This is a genomic window from Vibrio variabilis (assembly GCF_003263785.1).
Classification (GTDB): domain Bacteria; phylum Pseudomonadota; class Gammaproteobacteria; order Enterobacterales; family Vibrionaceae; genus Vibrio; species Vibrio variabilis.
In genome coordinates this window covers 1-22,187 of the sequence record NZ_JYJK01000004.1, presented here as the reverse complement: position 1 = coordinate 22,187, position 22,187 = coordinate 1, and the positions used below count along the sequence as shown (strand labels likewise).

The following is a 22,187-nucleotide window of genomic DNA, read 5'->3' as shown; positions in this document are numbered from 1 at the left end:
CTAAAATACTAATTTATAACGTAATTAATTTTTAATCTCCGCTTATTTAGTCTATACCTAAATAAATTGAAGTCGAAGAATTGTTAACAAGGGCGACATAATGAGTGATAAAAGCGAACCGGCTACCTCATCCACTGATAATGCTGAGCAAAAAGAGTTGGATAGCCAGCAAGCGAGTGCTAAACAGAACAAAGTCAAGAAGGTGACCAATGGCCTCATCATAGCAATAGCGGTTAGCCTTGGTGTAAGTATCGTTTCTGACAGAATTGTTCCTTCAACAGACAACGCCCGAGTTCAAGGTTATGTTGTGCCGGTCAAACCGCAAGTGTCAGGGCAAGTTATTGATATTGAAGTACAACCAAATCAGTTGGTCTCTGAGGGCGATATCTTGGTGTCCCTTAACCCAGTGGATTATGAGATTGCGGTTAAGAAAGCTGAGCAAGATCTCGAAATTGCGGGACAGAATGTCGGTGCACAGACGCAAGTATTGCCTCGGCACAGGCGAGACTCACCAGTGCGGTCGTTGAACGTGATAATGTTGAGTTGCAAACTCGACGAGTGTTGGGGCTAGCAGAGAAAGGCGTGGTGTCTGATTCTGAAGCGGATAAAGCACGCGCCAATCTTGCGACTGCGAGGGCTAACGTCGCGAATGCTCAAGCTGATCTTGAACGTGCAAATCGTCAATTGGGCGCAGAGGGTGAAGAAAATAGCCAAATCAAAGCCGCACTATTGGCGTTAGAAAAAGCGCAGCTCGACCTAGAGCGTACTGTCGTACGAGCGCCAACTAATGGAGGCGTATCAAACTTCAGCCTTTCTGAGGGTTTTTACGCCAGTGCGGGTCAGCCCATCATGACGTTTGTTTCTACAGACAGTATCTGGATTGAAGCGTACTTTCGCGAGAACAGCCTAGGTAACATTCAACCGGGGAACGAAGTAGAGATCGCCTTGGATTTTGCACCGGGTAAGGTAGTGAAGGGGCGTATCTCCAGCGTCGATTGGGGTGTTGATTGGGGACAAAGTAAACAAGCGGGTAAGTTGCACAAGCCAACAATCAAACCGGCTGGTTGAGACAAACTCAAATGCTGCCAGTGAGTATCGAGTTTGATACCACTGATACAACGGGTCTATTGAGAATCGGTGGGCAAGCCGATGTGGTCGTGTATACCAGTGACAACGCTATCTTTAATCTTTTAGGTAAAGCATGGATCCGTCTAGTAAGTTGGATGTCTTATGTCAGATAGTTCGACAAATGAAGCTCAGAGCGGTGTAAATTCTGAGCTCTCTGATGCTACTCAAAATCGTATCTTGCGTTTTACCATAGGTGTCGCTTTAGCGACGTTTTTAGCAGCATGGATAGATTGGCCGCTAGCCTTTGTTGCGCCGATTTTTACTGCAAAATTTTTGTTTGAAAAACGTGTGCTGCATATTGATATTGTTTATGAGCTGCTGCTAGCATGATCGTTACCGTTGCCATTGGTGTGGCGCTGAGCGTTGGGTTTGCGCAGTATCCAATTCCGATGTTGCTCAGTGTCGCGGCTTTGATGCTAGTGGGCTATTACCTGTTCCTTAATCCAAAATGGAACTTGTTCGCGACCATTTTATTGATGTCGACGTTAATGTTGCCATTTATGGCCATTCAAAGCACGGGAACAACCATTTTCTTAGCTGTAGGGCTGAGTTTATCTGGTGCGATTTCAGTCGGCATTTTTGCACTTATGCATGTCTACCTTCCTGAACGCGAGGAGACGTATCAAAGCCATAAAGCCGTTGAATTGTCGGATGCGTTTCGTTGGTTTTCAGCGCTGCGCGCGCTGATTATTGCCTTTCCCGTGGTATGCGTCTTTTTTGTGTTCCAGATTTCCGAAGCGTTGCTTTCAATGATATTCATCGCCTTGTTGTCGCTGATGATCACTGGCGAGAAATCGGTGAAGTTAAGTGTGTTTCTTTTGATTAGCAATGCTATTGGTGGGGTAATAGCCATCATAGTGTTTGGCTTTCTGGCCTTAGTGCCAAATATCGGTTTTTACACGCTATTCATTGCGTTGCTGGCGATTTTTCTCGGCCAGAAAATGTACACTGAATCCGCCAAGGCACCTATCTATGCCACGGCGCTCAATACTGCGCTGGTGCTAATTGGCACCACATTGATGAGCTCAGGTGTGATAGATGAAAAGATGTGGATACGTTTGGGGCTTCTCGCACTAGTGGCGGTGTACATGGTTGTGGCGGCGTTCTTTATCGAGACGCGCGAATGGAAAGTTCTTAAATTTGAAGGTGAAATGATGGCGTCGAAATAGGGCGGTTGACATTCCTCGAACTCTGTTTTGGGTTGTAGAGAGGCGCTGTTGCGCCTCTCTAACCCGCTATTTACCAAGGAAATGAATATGTGGAAAGGGATTTCAGTTATAACTTGTGTTCTTTTGATAGGAGGGTGCGCATCAAACGCTCATCCTCCTGTGACTTCCAATGATGTGTGGACATCTGATCTCATGGAATCTCGACGCTGGAGAGAGGCAGATGATCTAGAAAAAGATTACCTAAAGCTTGCTTCAGAGACACTACTTCCAGTTCAGCCAGCCAACGTGAAGGTGATTGGAACTGAGCAGCAAGATGCGATTAAAAGCCTAGCGGCAAAGATATTTCTTATTGAGAATGCTCAATACACCATTGACATGACTTACTACATCTTTGCGGACGATTTGGCTGGTAAAGCAACGCTAGGTGCGCTTTGCCGAGCGGTAGAACGCGGCGTAGATGTTCGTATCATGGTGGATAGCCTTGGCTCGTACAGCCCGAATAATGGAAATTTGAAAGGACTAATGCAATGCGAGGAAAATGCTGGGCTCGTCAAAGATAGACAAGGCGAAGCGACAACTCAAAAAGCGCGTGTACAAGCAGTAGTTTTCAACGCATTGACAGATGGTGAGTCCCGCTGGAATCGACGCTCACATGATAAACTGCTTATCGTTGATGGATTCTACAATGAGCTTGCTTACTTGATCACGGGTGGCCGTAATATGTCGCTTGATTACTACGGAATCGACAGTGATGGCGAAAAAGATTTCAGTGCATTTCGTGATATTGAAATCCTAGTGAGGCCAAAGCTCGATGCGACACCAGAGCAATCTCCGACGCAGCTTAGTGAGTATTACTTTACAGTGCTATTTACCAAGCCCGGAAACAAAAAACTCGATACGTGGGCGAGTTACAATCGTGACCGCGGCATACTGCTTAGCGCACTGGAGCAACTTAAAGCCAACTCGGAATTTAGCGAAGCGTACGCTGATATCAATCGCTATGTGAATCAGGGCTATCGCGATACCGACACAAAGTTTGCGCACGAGCTAGATAATCTCAACGCTGAAGATGTCGTATCCCGTTACAGCACAAACAAAAGCGCCAACGCTAACTCTATTAGCGGCATTCTGGCGAAAACCGCTTACAGCAATAATAACCTCAAGACGATTCGTGTCGTCTCTCCTTATCTTTTCCTTCAATCTGATTTATTAAAAGACGAAGGAGTCCTGGATAAAGATCTCAACACCACACTTACATGGTTGGAACAAGATCCAGAGCGTAAGATTGAAATCATTACTAATTCAGTGCTAACCAGTGACAACTTCTTCACGCAGGCTGTTATCGACATGAACACTGTGCCATCGATGATCATGAGCGATGATGCTTTGAAGCAACAATGGTTGGATGATGACCTCGAAAAAAATGAGCTAAACCGCGCCTATTTAAACTCTGAAGCGTGGAAGAAAGCCATCAATCATCCACGAATTAAGTTCTATCAATTGGGTAAGCCGGACTCAGTACTGCTGGGGGCGATCAGTTCTACGGTAAGTTGCATGCGAAGTTCCTCATCATTGACGACAGCGCTTTTGTTGGCACAACCAATCTCGATTTCCGTTCCTTGCTCTACAACAACGAAGTTGGTTTTTTCCTATCTGGAAAGGAGAGCATTGCAGACTTAAATCAACAGTTTGAACTACTCAAAGAGGACTCATTACTTTGGGGAAGTGAAGAGTGGATTTCGATGAGGAATAAACTTCGTGAAGCCGGAGGGACTAAAGGTAGAACGTCAGAAAGTCAAAGAGAGATCTACAACCTGCTCGAATCAACAGGCCTTAAATATCAGTTCTAACCGGAAACATACACATCTTTTGATTGGGTGGCGCAGATAGGTAAATCATAGAACTCCAAGAATGATAGTTTAGCTTGTGACATCGTCGTCATGAGATAACACTTGGGAGCACTATGATTGTTTTTTTCCGTGTTCAAGACATACAAGAGCTGTGGCTACATGTAGATCTAGCGACAAGCTTGCAGATGAAACTTAGGACACTTAAAAGCTAAATGCCCAGCCTACCATTGGCCCTTGCTGCGTCACATCGACCGTAGTGGGGCCAGATTCATTTTTAAGGTTTAAATACCGGTAACCAAACCAAATATTGTTAAGTTCGCTAAGCCTATAAATCCCAGCCAAATTCAGACCTCGATTGACGTCATTGTCGCCAGCGATATTGGTATCTACGGTTAGGCTTAATCCCCAGTCTTGATTGAAATAATGCGCGTATTTGAGCCCAATCAGCCAATCAAACTGATGCTCTGTTGATTCAATAGGTGTAATAGGGGAGCCGTTGATATTGATTCCAACATTAAAACTGCTGTAAGTATGGCGAACCCCAGTGAGCAGTACTAATCCATTCGTTACCTCATAACCACCAAAAAAGTCATTGAGTGACATTGTGGCATCCACATCAACGTTGGCAATTATTTCTGGAAAGATTGGCAACTTGGGTGTGTAAGTCGCGCTAGTGTCGCTTTTGATATGTAGGTAGTTGGTACGAAACCCAAAAAGCCATCGGTTCTTTTGCGCGTAAAAGTCGCCCATGATGCCAAAGTTTAGATTACTGACGATATTAGAGAATGGAATATCGATAGTAGTGCGACCATCTGTATCACCCGCTGTACCGGAGATACTCGGCGTCCAAATCATGGGGAATACTAGTAAGAACTGCCACTCGTCGTTGCTTGTTGTTTTGTTGTTAGCGTCAGAGCTGTCCGCGATACTAGCCGACGAAATCAGTGAAGTGAGTATAAAAGTGGTGATTGCCGATGGTTTCATTGTCTATCCTTGTACAAATGAAGCGTGAACATGAGTGTTGCTAACAACGCTTATCACATAAAGGATAGACTAACAAACTGCGTAAGGTGTTGTAAAAATTAAAAAAACGAGCTCATTTGAGCCCGTTAGTATTTCCACTATAGAGGTAGCTATAAACCCTGACCGGCCAACCGTATTCGGTGTACTCTTTAGCAAGCACTCTAGCCACTTCTGCAGTGACTTTCACTTGTACCCAATCTCCAATACCTAGAGGTTGAAACTCAACGACGATTTTATTCATTATTAGCCCGCCTGTTTTATAAATGTTTTCGGCGGGCAATGTACACCCAGGTCTCGTATTTTGCTCGGAATATCAGTTATTCCTAAATCAAAACGCCGAGATACATCTTTCGCTACTCTTTAAGTAAATGAAGTCCAGCGGGTAGCGCATCACCAAACAGCTTCTTGGAGTCTGCTTCCGACAATGCTTTGACCTCTGACACTAACTCAAGCCAGCTCGAAGGTGCCTTGGAAGATTTCAGCTTGCTTGACACTTGCTCTCGGTAGTCATCAGAGATATCTAAAGAGCGATCGCCGGTTTTACGACACATGAGCACACAAGCAAAGGCAGCCATCGGCTCTTTGAGCCAATTTTGTTCAAGTAACTTAGGTAGCCACTGTTCAATTTGTTCACGAGGAATCACATTGTGCTGGCTGCCGTACAGAGGAGTGCGAGAAGCGAGACGACCCAATGCCCACCAGTGAGCTTGCTCGAACTGGGATTGGTTGATGGCCTTACTCAGATACCAGCTCGCTAGGAGCACCTTATCGTCGACATACAGGTTTTCTAGACTGGCAGAAAGCCTTACCATGGCTTCGTAACCCTTGTCTTTTGCACCTTGGAAGGTCTTTGCGTTTTTCATTGCGCCAGGATGAAGGTATTTGGCGATGTCACCTAGAATCACTTCTTGCTGCTCTTCATTAAGGCCCCCAGAAACTCGTCGCCAAAATGTCCACCAATCACTCCAGCCTTGCGCGTTCTGAAATTGGATACCTTGTTGGTACAAGCCCCAAATTTGCTCCATACGCCAAGAGTCGGTTGCATCTCCAAAGCCTGGACGCATACAAAAACCAGTTAGGCGTAGCCAGTTTTTCTCGTGTTGTTCAGAGCGGCGACGTCGTTTTCTACCAAGAGAGAAGCTGTCGACTAAAGAGCGAAGAGTGTGAAAGTCCCATTCATCTTTCTTACCTAGGTTTTTCTCCAGTGTTTTAGACAGAAGTTTGATCTCTTTGCTGTCTGCACTGTTTTTATTACCACTGTATAAGCGAGAGACCAACTCTTTACTCGAATCTAATCCCGGATGAGCCTTGACCGTTTCCTGCGCACCTTGCCGATTACGCACTTCGAACTCAAGTTCCCATCGCTGCTTCTCATTTTCGGCGCTGACACATTCGACTTTTAAAGTACCAACCTCAGTGAGCTGACATGCTAGCTGTACTTCTACACGCTCTTTTTGATTCGCTTGGAGTTTTGCATCGTTACCCTGTAACGTACTGATGTAAGGGGGCAACGGTGTAAACTGATCTGGGTCGATATTGACCATCAGGCCATTCTGAACTTTCTGCTGATCACCAAACACATCATGGGTTGACGTCAGTAAATTGAACCTCACTGGCTCACCAAGCGTTAGTGCGAAACGTCGACCCGTTAGACGGATCTCTTGGCCTTCGTCGGTTCCTTTCGCCAGTAAACACAGCGCTTGACCAAGCTTATTTTTTTCTTGGAGGTGCAAGAAATAGGAGCGGGCACTACCACCACCAATTTTAAGTTGCGCGCCGCGTCTCGCTTTAGCGAACGCTACAGCACCAAGTGCGACAGACCAATCCGGATGAGGGTTGGAAAGTAATGATATTGGTGCACCTTTCCAGTTTTCGACAATATCAACGAGACGGCGAGTGACTAAATCACTGTTAAAAACGCCACCGTTTAGCAGTAAACCGACTGGGATTGCGGGCTCTGCGTCGCTTCCAAGCGCTTCCTTCGCCACTTCTTGGTGAAGGTGAAGAAACTCGGAAACATGCTTACTCACGGCAGGGTCGGCCACGTATGGTAGGCCAAACTCGACCACGGCGCTGCGTTTCTTGTCTGGACGAGTACCAAAATCTGTTTTAGGAAAAAAGCCTTCAAGAGCGATCTGATGAACCTCTTGTTGACTGAGTGCCACGCTCTTGGTGCCGCCAATTAGACGAGATCCACTGCCGAGCATCGTGATCTTCATTTCTTCAGGGGCATGAGAGGAAAGCAACGCCTCTTTGGCTTTGCGAGTCTGTTGAATAAGCTTAGTGAGGCTTGCGGCATTGAGTTTTTTCGACTCATTGAATCGCTGTTCAGCCATGTGGCGAGTGCCAAATCCAAGTTGTCGCCACCTAGCATTAGGTGTTCACCAACGCCAATTCGGTTAAGCTCTAACTCATCGTCATGGTGTTTAGCTTCAATAAGGCTAAGGTCGGTGGTACCGCCACCCACATCACAGACTAAGATAAGAGGGACTTGAGCAAGTTCTTGCGATGCGCTTTCTTTGTGGCGGGCGTACCAGTCGTAACACACAGCTTGTGGCTCTTCGAGTAGGTGAACCTTTGGCAACCCAGCAAGCTTTGCCGCTTGAAGCGTGAGTTTACGAGCTGTTTCGTCAAAAGAGGCAGGGACTGTAATGACGACATCTTGGTCTTCAAGCTTGTTATAATGGTGTCTGTGGTTCCAAGCTTGGCGGATATGATTCAAATAGCTTGCGCTGGCAATAACTGGCGACACTTTCTCTACATCTTGCGCACCAGCCCAAGGGAGAATGTCATCTTCTCTGTCCACGGCTGTGTGTGATAGCCAACTTTTTGCACTGGAGACTTGTCGACCTTCAACTTTAGCGCCGAGCTCACGAGCCCACTCACCAACGATAATGTTATTGATATCGCCGGCGACAGGTTGATGCTCCCAAGGGAGGGTTAAGTCAGCCTCAGAAACTTGCTGTTTGGCTGGGTGATAGCGAAAAGAGGGTAGAAGGGGTTTACGAACCACTTCGCCAGGACCTACCAATTGGTCAATTTCGAACAGTTCAACAGGGGAGTTTGAGAGATCGTCTTGAATTTCACAGAATGCGACAACCGTGTTGGTTGTCCCTAAATCAATGCCGACCAGATATTGTGCGGATGCCATAACACGCTCCATTTAGAATACTTATAAAGCTAATAGCGCAGATATTGGAGAAAAAAACGGCACCAGAGGTGCCGTTTAGTTTTGTGATTACACGTCTTCGCGAACGTCGAACTCTACATGCCACTTTTGACCGTTGTCTGCTGCAATAGCCTCTAGGTAAAGTGTGCCAAGCTCTGTAACGCGTGATGATAGGGTCACTGGCACCACATCTCCGATGCTACGGCCTTCAGAAACTGGCAGTGTCACCTGAATTTCTGGAAGCTCTTCTAGCTCTTCCGGTTTCCAGTAATCTAGGTGAACGCCCGCTTCATCTTCACGGCGCGTAGTCGAACCAAAGAACTGGAAGTGCACCGGCTGACCGATAACGAGACCAAACTCTTGGCTTGGAACCTGGACACTACTGCCTTCTTCCATACCAAATGGAGCAACACACAGTGCTTCCATTGGCGGTGCCATACCAGGGATAGCTGGCATAGCACTTTCGATACCGATGTAGTAACTCGAAGCGATACCGCCACGAATACGAACACCCTGACCGCGACGAACGCTGCCGTAATAAGCTGCGCCACTAGCAACTGCGAGATCAAGGTCAAGGCCAGAGAGCATTTTTGCCTTATCAGCATTCGCTGTCTCTAACCAAGCATTGATGGTGTTGAACAGTCGATCAGAAAGTAGCTTCGATTTAAGAACACCACCGTTAAATAGGAGTGCTGTCGGCTTAATAAACTCGGCAGGCGCTTCCATTCCTGGCATGCCAGCAAATGCGTTATCTGCTGCGCTGCTTTGACGGCTCAAAAACGCGGCGATATGACGGGTAATGGCAGCGTCTTGCGCGTAAGGCAGACCCATTTGAGTCAGAGCGCCGCGAGCACGTTGCACTGGGTGCTCATTGACCGCCACTTGTGGGAAGAAGCCATCAACCAATGTTTGTTGAACTTCTTGCTGAGTGAGTTCTGTTTTTAGCGTTGCTCCAAGCAGTTTTGAACCACGGCTTGGAACGACGATTGGCACCGATTGAAGCTCAGCGTCGTTAAGTAGCGCTTCTTTGGCGTCACGACAAGCGTGAGTCATCGCCTGAACTTGCCAAGGCTGGAGCTCTTTGCCGTCTTGAGCAAGCTTCATCTTTAAGCGGTAGGCAAGGGCAAGATCCATGTTGTCACCGCCAAGCAGAATATGCTCACCAACAGCAACACGCTCTAGATTAAGATTGCCATCTTGTTCTGTGACTGCAACCAATGAAAGGTCGGTCGTACCACCGCCCACATCGACTACTAGAACAACGTCGCCAACGTTAACTTCGTCGCGCCATTTGTTTTCACTGTTGTCAATCCAGCTGTAAAGTGCCGCTTGTGGCTCTTCCAGTAGCGTCAGGTGAGCAAGACCGACGTTGCGTGCCGCTTCTGCGGTAAGGTCACGTGCGGCAGGATCAAAAGAGGCCGGAACCGTGATGGTCACATCCTGTTGCTCCAGGCTATGCTCTGGGTGCATGTGGTTCCAAGCATCTTTTAAGTGCTCTAGGTATAGCTCAGTTGCGCGAAGCGGAGAAACTTTACTGACCTCTTCTGGGCTACCTTGTGGGAGGAAGCTGTCACGACGGTTAACGCCGCCGTGGCATAGCCAAGACTTCGCACTGGCTACTAGGCGAATGGGTGTTTTTGAACCTAAGTTACGAGCAACAGCACCCACAAGCGCTTTCGGCTCGCTTGTCCAAGGCAGAGTGCGAGAGCCTTGCCCCATTTCATGTTCGTGTGGCTGATACAAAAAAGAGCCAAGCTGTTTGTACGATTCTACGGTACCAGGTGCCGTCAATTGTGGTATAGACACGACTTCAACTTGCGCGTCTTCATTTTGTGTGTCGATAAATGACATAACACAGTGCGTGGTACCAAGGTCGATACCCACACTGTATTTAGCAACCTGTTGATCTTGAGATTTCTGTTGATCTTGAGTGTGCACTGAAGGCTCCATTATAGCTCTACCTCTGCCGGTGCGATGATTGATGCGTTGTAGTTCTCAGACAGTTTTGGAAGCGTCACTTTATCTGCTTTCCAGCCTTTGTGAACAAGAGTACCGTTAAATGGCGCGTTGCCAGTGACATTACCTGTTAGGCGAACTGCTTGTGGGTCAAAGCCTTCTTCAATTGAAATACGAGTCTCTTCTTCTTCATTACGGATAGGAGAAAGCTCAAAGTATTCAGTGATGACTTTTTTACCGCCTGAGTGAACAACACGTGCAGCAGCGCCAACTTCTTCGTCTGAGAATGATGTGAGATCTTCTTGTAGGAAGTCGACCATGCGCGCTTCTTGCTGCATGAGTGATAGCAATTGCATTGCAGAGTCAGTAGAGGCCGTTGCTAGTTTCGACTCTACCTCTACAACCTTCTCAACTACTTTTTCTACTTCAACTACTTTTTCAACTTCTACGATTTTTTCTACTGGCTTTTCAACTTCGACAATCTTCTCTACTGGTTTTTCTACTACTTTCTCGACAACCTTGCTCTTACGAGAAACGGCGATCGCGAGTAGTAAAACGCTTGAGGCAGCAAGGCCGGCGTGCAGCATATCAAAAGTCTGTGGGATAGCATTTAGATCGAAGTTCATAGGGAGTTCTCTATGTGTCAGTCGTTAGTCATTAATTTTGGGGCGAAGTCTAGCATAATCAAGGCTCTTAGCGCGACGCTTTCGCAGAATTGTCATTACAAAGTGAGTTTTTTGGATGTTAAATCAGCAGATAATGGTGTTTTTCTGAAATATAGTGATCTGCGTTTTATAAATCGAGGTGTCAACTTCTTGCAAAGCCATGGGCGTGTAGAATCATTTTTGCTATCACTAAAATAATAAATTAGCAACAACTATAATACACTAGTTGCATAAAAGTATCATAAATGAGAAAACTGACAGTAATGAGTCAGTCAGGACAATACATGGTTGCAGGCTTAAAAAAAGAAGACCGTGGGGTAAAGCGGTATGCAGTGCTGGTTTTTATACTAGGACTGGCTCTCACAACGTTCATCACGCACATTGTTTATCGAGGGCAACAACAGCTTGCCGAATCAAACTTTGAATTCTTAACAGACAATCAAGCAGAAAACATCAAAGAACTGGTGATGCTTGATATCAGTTTCATCGGTGCGGGGGCAAGTTTTTATCACGCTACCCAGCCATCGGCATGGGATAACTTTGCTAGCTTCGCCGCACCATTGGTCGATGGTTCGCAAAGCTTGATTGCGATGCAGTGGATGAAAAAAGTCTATCCCGAGCAATATGATACTCATACAGCGCGGGTGAGAGAGCGTTTTCCAAGCTATCAAATCTACACGGTTCCTAAAGATAAACCGCGAGTAGAGGGGTATATTTTGGAAGATGATGAGCCGATGTATGTTGCGAGTGACATTTACCCAGTGAACGAAGGTAATTTACGAGCTTTGGGTTATTACTCGTCCCGTGAAAGGGTTCGAAGAGTGATTCGCAACACTCGTGTGACTGGTGAGCCAAGCCTCTCAGATAAAATTCGCTTGCTGCAAGATGGCTTTGATCGTTCGATTCCCAAGCAAGGGATGCTGGTTTACGTACCGGTATTTGAAGCTGGCTCCGATTCCCTGCGAGGCGTTGTCATCGGTGTTATCCGCATTACCGCCTATTTCAAGCAGATCGTTGCTAGAACATCTATTGGCAAAGATATCGGCGTGCGGGTGGTTGACCTAGGTTTTGATGCCGAAGATGACCCTATTTTGTATCAGAATGAGCAGTGGCGTTTGCTCGATAGTCCGACAAAAGACATTGTCATCGATCTTTACGATAGACAGTGGAAAATTCAGTTCAAACACGATGCTGCGATTTCAAAAACCGACAAGCTAATATTGTTCTTCGTTGGTACGGGCGGGCTGCTCATTTCGATTTTACTGTCGTATGTTGTTTACCTTATGCTTCGTGAACAACGTAGGCTTACCGTTATCGTTAATCGTCGAACGAAAGATCTACAGTATTTAGTTGAGCGAGATCCTCTTACCGAAGTCTACAATCGTCGGGCGTTTAACCGATTGACCGAATATCATATTTCTTGTCACAAACCTTTTTCTTTGGTGATTATTGATATCGATAACTTCAAGCGCATTAATGATCAATACGGCCATGTGGTCGGTGATGAAATCCTAATGCAAGTAGCCGTTTACATTAAAGAGAAGATGTACCCTGACGATATGTTGTTCCGTCTTGGTGGGGATGAATTCGCCTTAATAAGCCGCTGTATTGACTACGGGACGCTTCATCACTATCTAACCCGCGTGTGTAAGGAGATCGCAAGCCTGAGCTGGGATACGATTGATCCTAACTTTAGATGTTCGCTGAGCGTAGGCGCGGCCGTATATCGTGGTGAAACGATAGAGCAGCTTATCAATCGTGCCGATGAACAGTTGTACATTAGTAAGGCTAACGGTCGAAATAGAGCCAATGTTGCTTGAATATAGAGCAATCAGTAGATCGACGGTCGAGCTTTTGTTTTGAATACGCTACAATTTCGCGGTGTTAATAACTGTTTACTGTGTCGCTATGAATTACAACCGAGTCGTTTGCTTTGATCTTGAAATGTGCTGCTGGAACGTCGATGGCGTTGGTACAACCGGCGAAATCATTGAAGTGGGTTTAGCGGAGATCGATCTGGTTAAACAAGAGGTCGTTAAGCGAGCTCAGTACTATGTAAAGCCCGAGCAGGACGAAGTGTCACTATTTTGTACTGAACTGACGGGTATCACTCCACGTAAAGTGGAGAAACAAGGTCGCCCGTTAGAATCCGTTATCAAATCGATGGTGAAGAACTTCGGCGGAGCCAACAAGATCTACGCTTCTTGGGGCGTGATGACGAAATCTTGAGACTTGAATGTGAGTCCAAAGGTATCGACATGCCGTTCAATGAGTTCATCAATCTAGCCACGTTGTACCGCATTCAAAATCGCTTGAAAGACAAACGTATCGGCCACAAAGCGGCACAAGAGCAGAAGGGCATTGAGTGGGAAGGGCGACAGCACTCGGGCTTTGTTGATGCATACAACTTGGCGAAACTCGCTCTCACTATGCTGTAAGCTGCTGTCGCATTGAACCTATAAATTCCAGATTTTATCCCCAAGATGCTTCATCTTGGGGCTTTTTGCTATGGGTTTCAGTTTTATTGGTCACTTGTCGACGACTTGAATCTTGGCTCTGATGAACTCACTGTGGTCAACATAGAGAAGTTCGGCAACTTTTCGGATTACGGCATCTTCCAACGGATCGATAACCCCATCGGCGTTGGCGACTTCCCACATCGCTTTAATAAGTTCGAAGCGTTTTTCCTGGCTAAGCTCACGTAAGCTAGAGGTAAAATCATAAAGCGACGCCGAGTTTTGTGTTTGCTCAGTCGCTTGTGTGAGAAGACCCTCAGCTTCGCTATCCTCTATTCCAAGTAAACGAACAACGAGCTGACGTTTAGCGGCTTCTTCCTCTTCATCGACTTGGTAATCTGCTTTTGAAACTTCACAAAGCAGTGACGCAATGGCTAAGTTTGGGCTAACGCCGCGCGTTTTAGACAGATCGTCTCCTTCGATAAGCTGTTTGAAAAGAGAGGTGATGGCATTAAACATAGGCGTACCTGACTATCGACTGAATTGAGAAAACCAAACTTACTACACGCACTTGGTTACATTACTAATTACATGGTGATCGTTTCTAACGATCACAAGGTGGTTCATTAACAGAGTTATAGCTAGTTAGAGTCTAGTCTTCAGAATAAGTTTCAGGAAACTCTGTTTGACTGCCGTCACCGTGTAGCACGGAAATGTGAGCGGGCTTGCCAAAAGGGTCGAGTTTAACCAGGCCGATACCACTTCGATTGATTAATCGATTGTGCTCGCTCGGTTGTGGCTTTCGCTTAAACACTTTAAGGCGCTTACGTTTGGTAAACCAGTTGAGTGGTGAGCGAGGTGTATATAGCCACTTATCGAGCCAATCGCATACGGTGAGTAAAGGCTCTGGAAATTCGTTTTTGATGCCACTGCAGGTGATTTGATAGATATGAGAATCACTCTGTTTGAAGCGCAGCTTTACGTCATAGACAAATGAATAGTGAACATCGCCGGAGAGAATGACGAAGTTCTCAGGTGTTTTGCTGTGGGTAAAAATCGATAGCAATGTATTGGCACTGCTGGGTGCGCCATCCAGTTCTCAGCATCGATGATGAGTGGGTTACCGAGTTTCGTCGCCGCTGCTTGCAATGTTTCTATGAACTTAACCCCAAACATAGGTGCAGGTGACACTACTACAACGGAATCTAGCCCCAGCAGTTCTTGTTGAAATTCCACCATCGCTTCCCAATCCATAAGACCGGATGGCTTGTTCATTTTGGATTCTGAGCGCCAGCGGCGAGTTCTGGTATCAAGTACCACAACTTTTGGGTGAGAATCCAACGTGTAGTGCCACTTTTCATAGCGCAGCAGTGCAGTGACAAAGTCTTTATGCCGGTTTTGGTTAAAGCACCATGTCGTTGAGCTGTCGCTTGTCACATCAGAGAAAAAAGTCGCGAGTTCATCGCTCCAATCTGCTTCCATCTGCTTTGGATTGTTTCCCCATGCCTGGCAGAGTAGGTAACTAAACAGCGCGTTGCCAATGATTTGCTTGGAAAACGGGTGTTCATACGCCGCTTTTTCCCAGCCAACCGTTAAGTTCCAGTCATCTGTAACATCATGATCGTCAAAAATCATGTAGGTCGGAATGTGTGCGAGCAATCGTCTTACTTTGGGCAAGCCTTTCACAAAACCTCGAAGGGTTTGCTTCTCCTTCGTCCATGTCTCTATGTGTTCGGCGGCAATGGATTTAGGTTCTAGCGCGTCAAAATCGATCGCTTTCCACAGCTCGGGAGACCAATTGAGAAGATACATCGCTATGAACTCTGAAAAACTGATCAGGTGGTTTTCGCAATCACGTGAGCTGAAGATGGCGGTCTGCTGTTGATTTAGGAAATTTTTAAGGCGGCTTGTTGAATCATGGTAGCGTGGAAGCAGTCTGTCGCGATCATATAGCTCAACTTCGCCGCTATGTAATGTACTGCTATCGGCAAGTACACTTGCTTCGAACTGCTCATTAGGGAGTGCCAATAGATCAATCACTTTTTGAATGCTGGCTAGCGTTGGGCCGGCAATATGGTCTGCGTAAATTTGATCACCCGTGAGTAGCAGTAAGTCTGGAGTGTCATTGTATTGTTCATTGACAATAGAGCGGCTTACTCTATCGTCGAGCATCACTAAGCTATCAGCGCTGGGATGTTGAGGGTTTCGACACGAACCATGCAAGATATGGTCGGCAGTATCGGTCAACTGAACGTTAATATTAGAGTGCTTGGCGTAGCGAATATCTTCTGGAAGAACAGACTTACCTGATTCAGCCTCTACAATGTCGTAGCCCACATGTTCTTGGGTTGACAGTTGGTGCTCGACAGTAAAGTTGACCAACCAAAGTTTTGGACTGAGCCGCAAACATTGTGATTCAGGAAACGAATATGAATCACATTGTTCTGCCCATAGGTTAAGCCTCAATGTACTCGGGGCTACCGAGCTGCAAACCATACCGTGAAATCTTTTCGGTTCGTGCGGCGTAGAACCGGACCGGCCAATAAAGGGGACAGTGTTGTCATACAGATTTTATCACCTTGTTACTACTGTCAATCAGGCACTGTGAGCCAGGGCGTCATCATTCAGAGCCATCTGCTCGAGCAGTTCAATGAACTCAGCACTTGTCGCTTCGTGACCGATAACGAAAAATCCTGTCAGTGCGTCCAACAATTGAGACGGGTTGTCACTTTGTTCAACGATTTGCCCGAGACGTTGGCGAAGTAACTCTACTTCATGCTCAACGAATCCTCGAGCCTCAATCGCTTGCTCCTCTTCGTCAGGGGCGTTATCAAACTCCAGAAATAACAGATTGTTATCGAGCTCAGTGCTGACCAATTGCTCAGGAAGCCACTTCTCTCCGGTGACAACCTGAATATCTTGGTCTTTTGGCAAATCATTGAGGATATTTTTTAATTTTTCTACTTTCACGATGGGTCTAAATAGTGGAAACTATGCCTTTGATAACTGTTGGTTATTTATTGGTCTATATTCAATAATCACAGTTTAGTGACACATTAAGTGTAATAACAACATAATATAACAACTCTTCACTTGAGAGATAGCGTTGGAAGTCCCTGTAGTTAAAAAACTGGCAAAGACCTTACAACGTTGCCAAGGAGCTTGAGTGATGTGTAAACCAATACACGTACCCTGATTTCGATTTACTGATTGATAACTATTCCAGTTGGAGAAACTGCAAGACATGATTAAGAAAAATCTCGCGTTAGCGATCACGGCAGCATTGATCACATCCCCTGTAGTTCAAGCCGAAACGCAAGCGCAAGAAGCGGAGTGGGGTATTGCAGCAGTTTGGCGTACAGCCAACGTTCCTTTTGATACAAAAGGCGGCGACAGCACTGTTAGCACTTTCATTCCGATGATGTTCTTTAAGAACGACTATGTCTTTCTTGACGGTACCATGGCAGGTGCCCACCTCTATAAAACGGATGATAAACAATTAGAGTTCAATGCAATTACGCGTATGCGACATATCGACATACCGGCAAATGAACAAAACGCAGTGGGTGGTGACACAGCAGACTACGGTTTGCAAATGCGTTATAACTTTGACCCAGTTTGGCACTACGACGCTGAACTCATGACGGATGGAGAAGATCGATTTCACGCCAATTTTAGACTTCAAGGTTTGTTAGATTATGGCGATTTAGAAGTTCGCCCTAATGTGACGTTACGGTTTAAAGACGCAGACTTCAATACTCAATATTACGGTACATACCGCGACACGGTAGACAGTTTAGCGGGTGGTGTGGATTACGCGATGGGTGTTGACGCACGTTATCACGTTGCTTCAAATTTTTATTTATTGGGTTCAACAAATATTCGCATGTTGGACAATCAGGCTTATCACTCTTCGGTGATCAAAGATCGCTTCGAAGGTGAAGTGTACCTAGGCTTTGGTTTCTTTAACGAAAAGAAAAAGAGCACCTCTAAAGCGAAACAAGTAAGCCGTGATATCAGTACTAAGCCTTATGTTCGAGTTGCTCATGGTTGGGCGTCTCCTTCAGATATGGGTGATATCCTTACTTTTAAAGGTAAGCGTGACCCGTATAACAACCAAGTGTCATCGGTATTCTATGGCCACCCTTTGACAGATGAGTTGTTTGGTTTACCACTGGACATTTATCTTAGCCCGGGTATCGCGCATCACTGGAGCTCAGAAGTGCAGAACGGTGCAACAGAGTTTGTCACTCTGATTAAGGCTTACTACACCATTGAATGGCCAATTAAAATGCGCTTAGGTGTGGGTAACGGTCTGTCGTACATCGACAATATTACCTATATCGAACAGCAAGAGATGGATAAGAAAGAGAAGCGTGCTAGTCACCTAATGAACTACATCGATATTTCTTACGATCTCAGCATTGGTTCTTTAATTCGTAAACCAGAGCTTGAAGATTTGTGGTTAGGTTATTCTCTACACCACCGTAGTGCTATCTTTGAAGCGTCTTCTCAGTTTGGTCGAATCAAAGGCGGTAGTAACTACAGCACGGTTTATCTGCAATATCACTTCTAAGCTGAATATTGTTGATAGACTGAACCTTGATACCAAATCAAAAATGGTTACGAAAGCTCCGCGAAAGCGGAGCTTTTTTGTTGGCGCGTCAGTTAACCCTAGGTTGGTAGCTGTGCTACAATCGCGCCAGTTTTAAATAAGAAAAATAGCAGGGAATGTTTTGACTTCCTCACAACAATCAAATCAGCCAGCCAAGGCTCAAGCGAACAACGCGCAGTCACTGAAAAAAGCATTAAAAGACTGCATGATTCGAGACCGTTTTCGCCTGAGTAAACGTATTGCTGGCGCAGCAAAAATTAAGAAGCCTGAGGCTCAAGCCGCCGTATTCGATGAAATCGCCGTAGATATCGCAAAATCGATGATGGAAGCTGAGCAGCGCGCTAATCAATCAAAGCACATCGAGTACCCAGAACTGCTTCCGGTCAGTCAAAAGAAAGATGACATCGCCAAAGCCATTGAAGAAAACCAAGTGGTTATTGTTGCCGGTGAAACGGGGTCAGGTAAAACGACTCAGCTGCCAAAAATATGTTCAGAGCTTGGGCGTGGTAAATTTGGCTTAATTGGCCATACGCAGCCAAGACGTCTTGCTGCACGCTCGGTAGCGAACCGTATCGCTGAAGAGATGGAAACCTCTTTGGGCGAGTTTGTTGGTTATAAAGTACGATTCAACGATCAGATCTCTGATAACACCCAAATTAAGTTGATGACAGACGGTATCTTACTGGCTGAGATCCAGCACGACCGTTTCCTAAATCAATACGACACCATCATTATCGATGAAGCGCACGAGCGCAGTCTAAACATCGATTTTATTCTTGGTTACTTGCGTGAATTGCTGCCAAAGCGTCCCGATCTAAAAGTGATCATCACTTCTGCAACTATCGACCCAGAGCGTTTTTCAAAGCACTTTAACGATGCGCCAATTATCGAGGTATCGGGTCGAACTTACCCGGTTGAAACCCGCTATCGTCCGTTGCGTGGTGATGACGATACCGATCGTGATCAGCTAGAGGGTATCTTTGAAGCGGTTGATGAACTGTGTGATGAAGGGTTGGGCGACATCCTAATCTTCATGAACGGTGAACGTGAAATTCGTGATACCGCGGATGCGCTGAGTAAACGCAATCTTCGTGATACCGAAATCGTACCTTTGTATGCGCGCCTTTCAGCGGGTGAGCAAAATAAAATCTTCCAACCTCATGCTGGTCGTCGCATTGTACTTGCTACCAACGTTGCTGAAACGTCATTAACAGTACCGGGCATCAAATATGTTATTGACCCGGGTACTGCGCGTATCAGTCGTTATAGCTATCGCACTAAGGTTCAGCGTCTACCGATTGAACCGGTATCGCAAGCGAGCGCAAACCAGCGTAAAGGTCGTTGTGGTCGTGTTGAAGAAGGTATCTGTATTCGTTTGTACTCTGAGGAAGATTTTGAATCTCGTCCAGAGTTTACCGATCCTGAGATCCTACGAACCAACTTGGCATCGGTTATTCTTCAAATGACAGCCCTCGGTCTTGGCGACATTGAAGCGTTCCCATTCGTTGAAGCGCCAGACAAACGCAACATCCAAGATGGTGTGCGTCTTCTTGAAGAGTTAGGGGCTATTAACGATAAAGCCAAAGATCCAAGAAAACGTTTAACGGCAATTGGTCGTCAGTTAGCACGTCTTCCGATTGACCCTCGTCTTGCTCGCATGGTGATCGAAGCGCCGCGCCTAGGCTGTTTGAAAGAAGTGATGGTGATTGCATCCGCACTGTCTATTCAAGACCCTCGCGAGCGTCCAAGTGACAAACAGCAATCTTCAGACGACAAACATCGCCGTTTCTTTGATAAAGAGTCGGACTTCTTAACGTTCGTTAACGTGTGGGACTACATCCAAAAGCAGCAAAAAGCGCTATCTGGAAATCAGTTCCGAAAACAATGTAAACAGGACTATCTGAACTATTTACGTGTTCGTGAGTGGCAGGATGTTTACTTCCAGATTCACCAAGCGATGCGTGAAATGGATGCCAAGCTTAATCAAGAGCCGGGCAGCTACCAAGCGGTTCACAGCGCACTTCTCGTTGGTTTGCTGTCGCATATTGGCGTCAAAGACCAAGAGAAAAACGAGTATCAAGGTGCTCGCAATGCTCGTTTTCATATTTTCCCAGCTTCTGGTCTCTTTAAGAAGCAACCAAAGTGGATCATGTCGGCCGAGCTGGTGGAAACATCCAAGCTTTGGGGTCGTATCATCGCCAAAATTCAACCCGAATGGATTGAGCCGCTCGCTAAGCATTTAATCAAGCGTAGTTACAGTGAGCCGCATTGGTCGAAAAAACGTGCAGCGGTCATGGCACACGAAAAAGTCATGCTTTACGGGGTGCCAATTGTTCCTAAACGTTTGGTCAGCTACGGTGCTATCGATCCTGTCATTAGTCGCGAGTTGTTTGTTCGCAGTGCGTTAGTAGAAGGCGATTGGGAAACCAAGCACGCGTTCTTCAAGCAAAACCGTAAACTGCTTCAAGAAGTTGAAGAGCTCGAGCATAAATCACGTCGCCGCGACATCTTGGTCGATGATGATGAGCTGTTCGAATTCTACGATCAGCGTGTCGGCACGGAAGTCGTTTCCGGCAAACACTTTGATACTTGGTGGAAGAAAGCAAGTCAGCAAAATAAAGAGCTACTCAACTTTGAAAAAGAGATGCTGTTTAAGGGCGATGCAAGCCACGTCACGGACTTAGATTATCCGAACTTCTGGCATCAAGGTGGTTTCAAATTGAAGTTGAGCTACCAGTTTGAGCCGGGAGAAGATAACGACGGTGTAACCGTGCATATCCCACTCCCAATCTTGAACCAGATTGACCAAGATGGTTTTGATTGGCAGATCCCAGGTTTACGCCATGAATTGATAGTAAGTCTGATCAAAGCGCTGCCAAAAACGCTGCGCAAGAACTTCGTACCGGCTCCGAACTATGCCGATGCCTTCCTTGCTCGCGCTACGCCAATGGAAGCTCCATTACTCGACTCGCTGGAAAAAGAGCTTCGTCGAATGACGGGTGTTGAAGTGCTCCGTGATGATTGGAATCTAGAACAGTTGCCTGAACATTTACGCATTACATTCCGCGCGGTGGATCATCGTAATCGTAAGCTTAAAAGAAAATCGTGATCTCTACGAGCTGAAAGAAAGTTTGAAGGACAAAGTCCAAGCCACACTATCTAAAGTGGCTGATGATGATATCGAACAGCAAGGTCTGCATACGTGGAGTTTTGGCGAGCTGCCAAAAGTGTATTCTCAGAAACGTGGTGGTTTTGATGTCAAAGCGTACCCGGCGCTGGTTGATAACAAAGACAGTGTTGAGATTAAGCTATTCGAGACCGAAGTAGAACAAGAGCAGGTGATGAAAGAAGGTCAGCGCCGACTTCTGCTGCTTAATGTGCCTTCACCGATTAAATATTTGCACACCAACTTACCGAACAAATCTAAGCTCGGTTTGTATTTTAACCCCTACGGTAAAGTGTTAGACTTAATTGATGACTGTATAGCATGCGGTATCGATAAGCTGATAGAAGGACAGGGTGGTCTTGTCTGGGATGCTGATAAGTTCGAACAGCTCAAAGAGCATGTACGAGGTGAGTTGGGCGATACGGTAGTTGACATTGCTAAGCAGGTCGAAACTATTCTTACCACGGCATTTAACATCAACAAAAAGCTAAAGGGACGCGTTGATTTGACGATGGCCTTCGCGCTTTCAGATATTAAGGCTCAGGTTGAAGGTTTGATCTTCAAAGGGTTTGCGACGGAGTGTGGTTGGAAGCGCCTTCCTGACATACTTCGATATCTCAAAGCCATCGAAAAGCGTATGGAAAAGCTACCAATCGATCCAAACCGAGACCGAATGCACATGCTAAAAGTGGAATCAGTAACGCAGGATTACAAAGAGCTGCTTAACAAGATCCCGAAAGGCATGAAAATACCGGAGAACGTTAAAGAGATCCGTTGGATGCTCGAAGAGCTGCGTGTCAGTTATTTCGCTCAACAACTGGGTACGCCATACCCAGTGTCGGATAAACGAGTATTGAACGCTATCGATGCCTGTTGACCGTTATCTACTGGGTTAATTGCAAGAATTTTGAACTATGTCTCTGAGAAACCGCCAGGTTTTACCAAAAATTAAAACGGATGAGTTTCTCAAGATATATAGTGTGTGATCAA

10 protein-coding genes and 6 pseudogenes are annotated in these 22,187 nt (G+C 46.0%); 8 read left to right on the top strand and 8 right to left on the bottom strand.

What is annotated here, in order from left to right:
* The first annotated feature begins 100 nt into the window (after positions 1-100).
* The 4 genes and pseudogenes from TZ48_RS00730 to TZ48_RS00715 all read left to right on the top strand — a co-directional run bounded on the left by TZ48_RS00730 (position 101) and on the right by TZ48_RS00715 (position 4,147).
* Positions 101-1,241 (top strand): annotated as a pseudogene (locus tag TZ48_RS00730) (HlyD family secretion protein).
* A pseudogene (locus TZ48_RS00725) lies at positions 1,231-2,297 on the top strand (DUF2955 domain-containing protein). Before TZ48_RS00730 ends, TZ48_RS00725 begins: the two co-directional pseudogenes overlap by 11 nt.
* Positions 2,298-2,489: 192 nt before the next feature.
* Entirely contained in the window at positions 2,490-3,977 is a 1,488-nt protein-coding gene (locus TZ48_RS00720) for a phospholipase D-like domain-containing protein (protein ID WP_162674426.1), read from the top strand.
* Positions 3,866-4,147, top strand: coding sequence for a phospholipase D-like domain-containing protein (locus tag TZ48_RS00715; protein ID WP_239670629.1), 282 nt, complete (start codon positions 3,866-3,868; stop codon positions 4,145-4,147). The genes TZ48_RS00720 and TZ48_RS00715 overlap by 112 nt, the downstream gene beginning before the upstream one ends.
* Positions 4,148-4,348: 201 nt before the next feature.
* On the opposite strand, the gene TZ48_RS00710 is transcribed toward TZ48_RS00715, so the two are convergent.
* The 5 genes and pseudogenes from TZ48_RS00710 to TZ48_RS00695 form a co-directional block, all read right to left on the bottom strand.
* Positions 4,349-5,131 carry a hypothetical protein gene (locus tag TZ48_RS00710; RefSeq protein ID WP_112477880.1) on the bottom strand — a complete coding sequence of 261 codons (783 nt, stop codon included), beginning with the start codon at positions 5,129-5,131 and terminating at the stop codon, positions 4,349-4,351.
* 112 nt (positions 5,132-5,243) lie between these two features.
* Complete coding sequence (locus TZ48_RS24565) at positions 5,244-5,411, bottom strand: hypothetical protein (RefSeq protein WP_239670628.1); 168 nt, start codon at positions 5,409-5,411, stop codon at positions 5,244-5,246.
* Between the two features lie 112 nt (positions 5,412-5,523).
* A pseudogene (locus tag TZ48_RS00705) lies at positions 5,524-8,321 on the bottom strand (Hsp70 family protein).
* Between the two features lie 87 nt (positions 8,322-8,408).
* Positions 8,409-10,289: an Hsp70 family protein gene (locus TZ48_RS00700; protein WP_112477879.1), complete on the bottom strand. Its 1,881-nt coding sequence runs from the start codon at positions 10,287-10,289 to the stop codon at positions 8,409-8,411.
* A complete protein-coding gene (locus TZ48_RS00695; protein WP_042501458.1) occupies positions 10,289-10,921 on the bottom strand; it encodes a DUF2760 domain-containing protein in 633 nt (210 codons plus the stop codon). Before TZ48_RS00695 ends, TZ48_RS00700 begins: the two co-directional genes overlap by 1 nt.
* A gap of 284 nt (positions 10,922-11,205) precedes the next feature.
* Between TZ48_RS00695 and TZ48_RS00690 the strand changes: the two genes are divergently transcribed.
* Together TZ48_RS00690 and TZ48_RS00685 are read left to right on the top strand one after the other, a co-directional pair.
* Positions 11,206-12,780 (top strand): sensor domain-containing diguanylate cyclase, encoded by a 1,575-nt coding sequence (locus tag TZ48_RS00690; protein ID WP_112477878.1) that lies wholly within the window; start codon positions 11,206-11,208, stop codon positions 12,778-12,780.
* Positions 12,781-12,868: 88 nt separating this feature from the next.
* Positions 12,869-13,398: pseudogene (locus TZ48_RS00685) on the top strand (3'-5' exonuclease).
* A gap of 90 nt (positions 13,399-13,488) precedes the next feature.
* On the opposite strand, the gene TZ48_RS00680 reads toward TZ48_RS00685, so the two are convergent.
* The 3 genes and pseudogenes from TZ48_RS00680 to TZ48_RS00670 all read right to left on the bottom strand — a co-directional run bounded on the left by TZ48_RS00680 (position 13,489) and on the right by TZ48_RS00670 (position 16,386).
* Positions 13,489-13,935, bottom strand: coding sequence for a tellurite resistance TerB family protein (locus TZ48_RS00680; protein ID WP_112477877.1), 447 nt, complete (start codon positions 13,933-13,935; stop codon positions 13,489-13,491).
* Positions 13,936-14,068: 133 nt separating this feature from the next.
* Positions 14,069-15,980: pseudogene (locus TZ48_RS00675) on the bottom strand (alkaline phosphatase D family protein).
* A 31-nt stretch (positions 15,981-16,011) separates the two neighbouring features.
* Positions 16,012-16,386: a VC1380 family protein gene (locus TZ48_RS00670; RefSeq protein WP_239670627.1), complete on the bottom strand. Its 375-nt coding sequence runs from the start codon at positions 16,384-16,386 to the stop codon at positions 16,012-16,014.
* 274 nt (positions 16,387-16,660) lie between these two features.
* Here TZ48_RS00670 and TZ48_RS00665 point away from each other — a divergent pair, with 274 nt between their 5' ends.
* Positions 16,661-17,992: a MipA/OmpV family protein gene (locus TZ48_RS00665; RefSeq protein WP_112477875.1), complete on the top strand. Its 1,332-nt coding sequence runs from the start codon at positions 16,661-16,663 to the stop codon at positions 17,990-17,992.
* A gap of 244 nt (positions 17,993-18,236) precedes the next feature.
* Positions 18,237-22,074 (top strand): annotated as a pseudogene (gene hrpA, locus TZ48_RS00660) (ATP-dependent RNA helicase HrpA).
* The last annotated feature ends 113 nt before the right edge of the window (positions 22,075-22,187 follow it).

What these genes read in the sequence shown, in the direction of transcription:
- TZ48_RS00710 (WP_112477880.1), bottom strand. Translation starts at nt 5,131, where the DNA reads ATGAAACCATCGGCAATCACCACTTTTATACTCACTTCACTGATTTCG.
- TZ48_RS00700 (WP_112477879.1), bottom strand. Translation starts at nt 10,289, where the DNA reads ATGGAGCCTTCAGTGCACACTCAAGATCAACAGAAATCTCAAGATCAA.
- TZ48_RS24565 (WP_239670628.1), bottom strand. Translation starts at nt 5,411, where the DNA reads ATGAATAAAATCGTCGTTGAGTTTCAACCTCTAGGTATTGGAGATTGG.
- TZ48_RS00680 (WP_112477877.1), bottom strand. Translation starts at nt 13,935, where the DNA reads ATGTTTAATGCCATCACCTCTCTTTTCAAACAGCTTATCGAAGGAGAC.
- TZ48_RS00690 (WP_112477878.1), top strand. Translation starts at nt 11,206, where the DNA reads ATGAGAAAACTGACAGTAATGAGTCAGTCAGGACAATACATGGTTGCA.
- TZ48_RS00665 (WP_112477875.1), top strand. Translation starts at nt 16,661, where the DNA reads ATGATTAAGAAAAATCTCGCGTTAGCGATCACGGCAGCATTGATCACA.
- TZ48_RS00720 (WP_162674426.1), top strand. Translation starts at nt 2,490, where the DNA reads ATGGAATCTCGACGCTGGAGAGAGGCAGATGATCTAGAAAAAGATTAC.
- TZ48_RS00695 (WP_042501458.1), bottom strand. Translation starts at nt 10,921, where the DNA reads ATGAACTTCGATCTAAATGCTATCCCACAGACTTTTGATATGCTGCAC.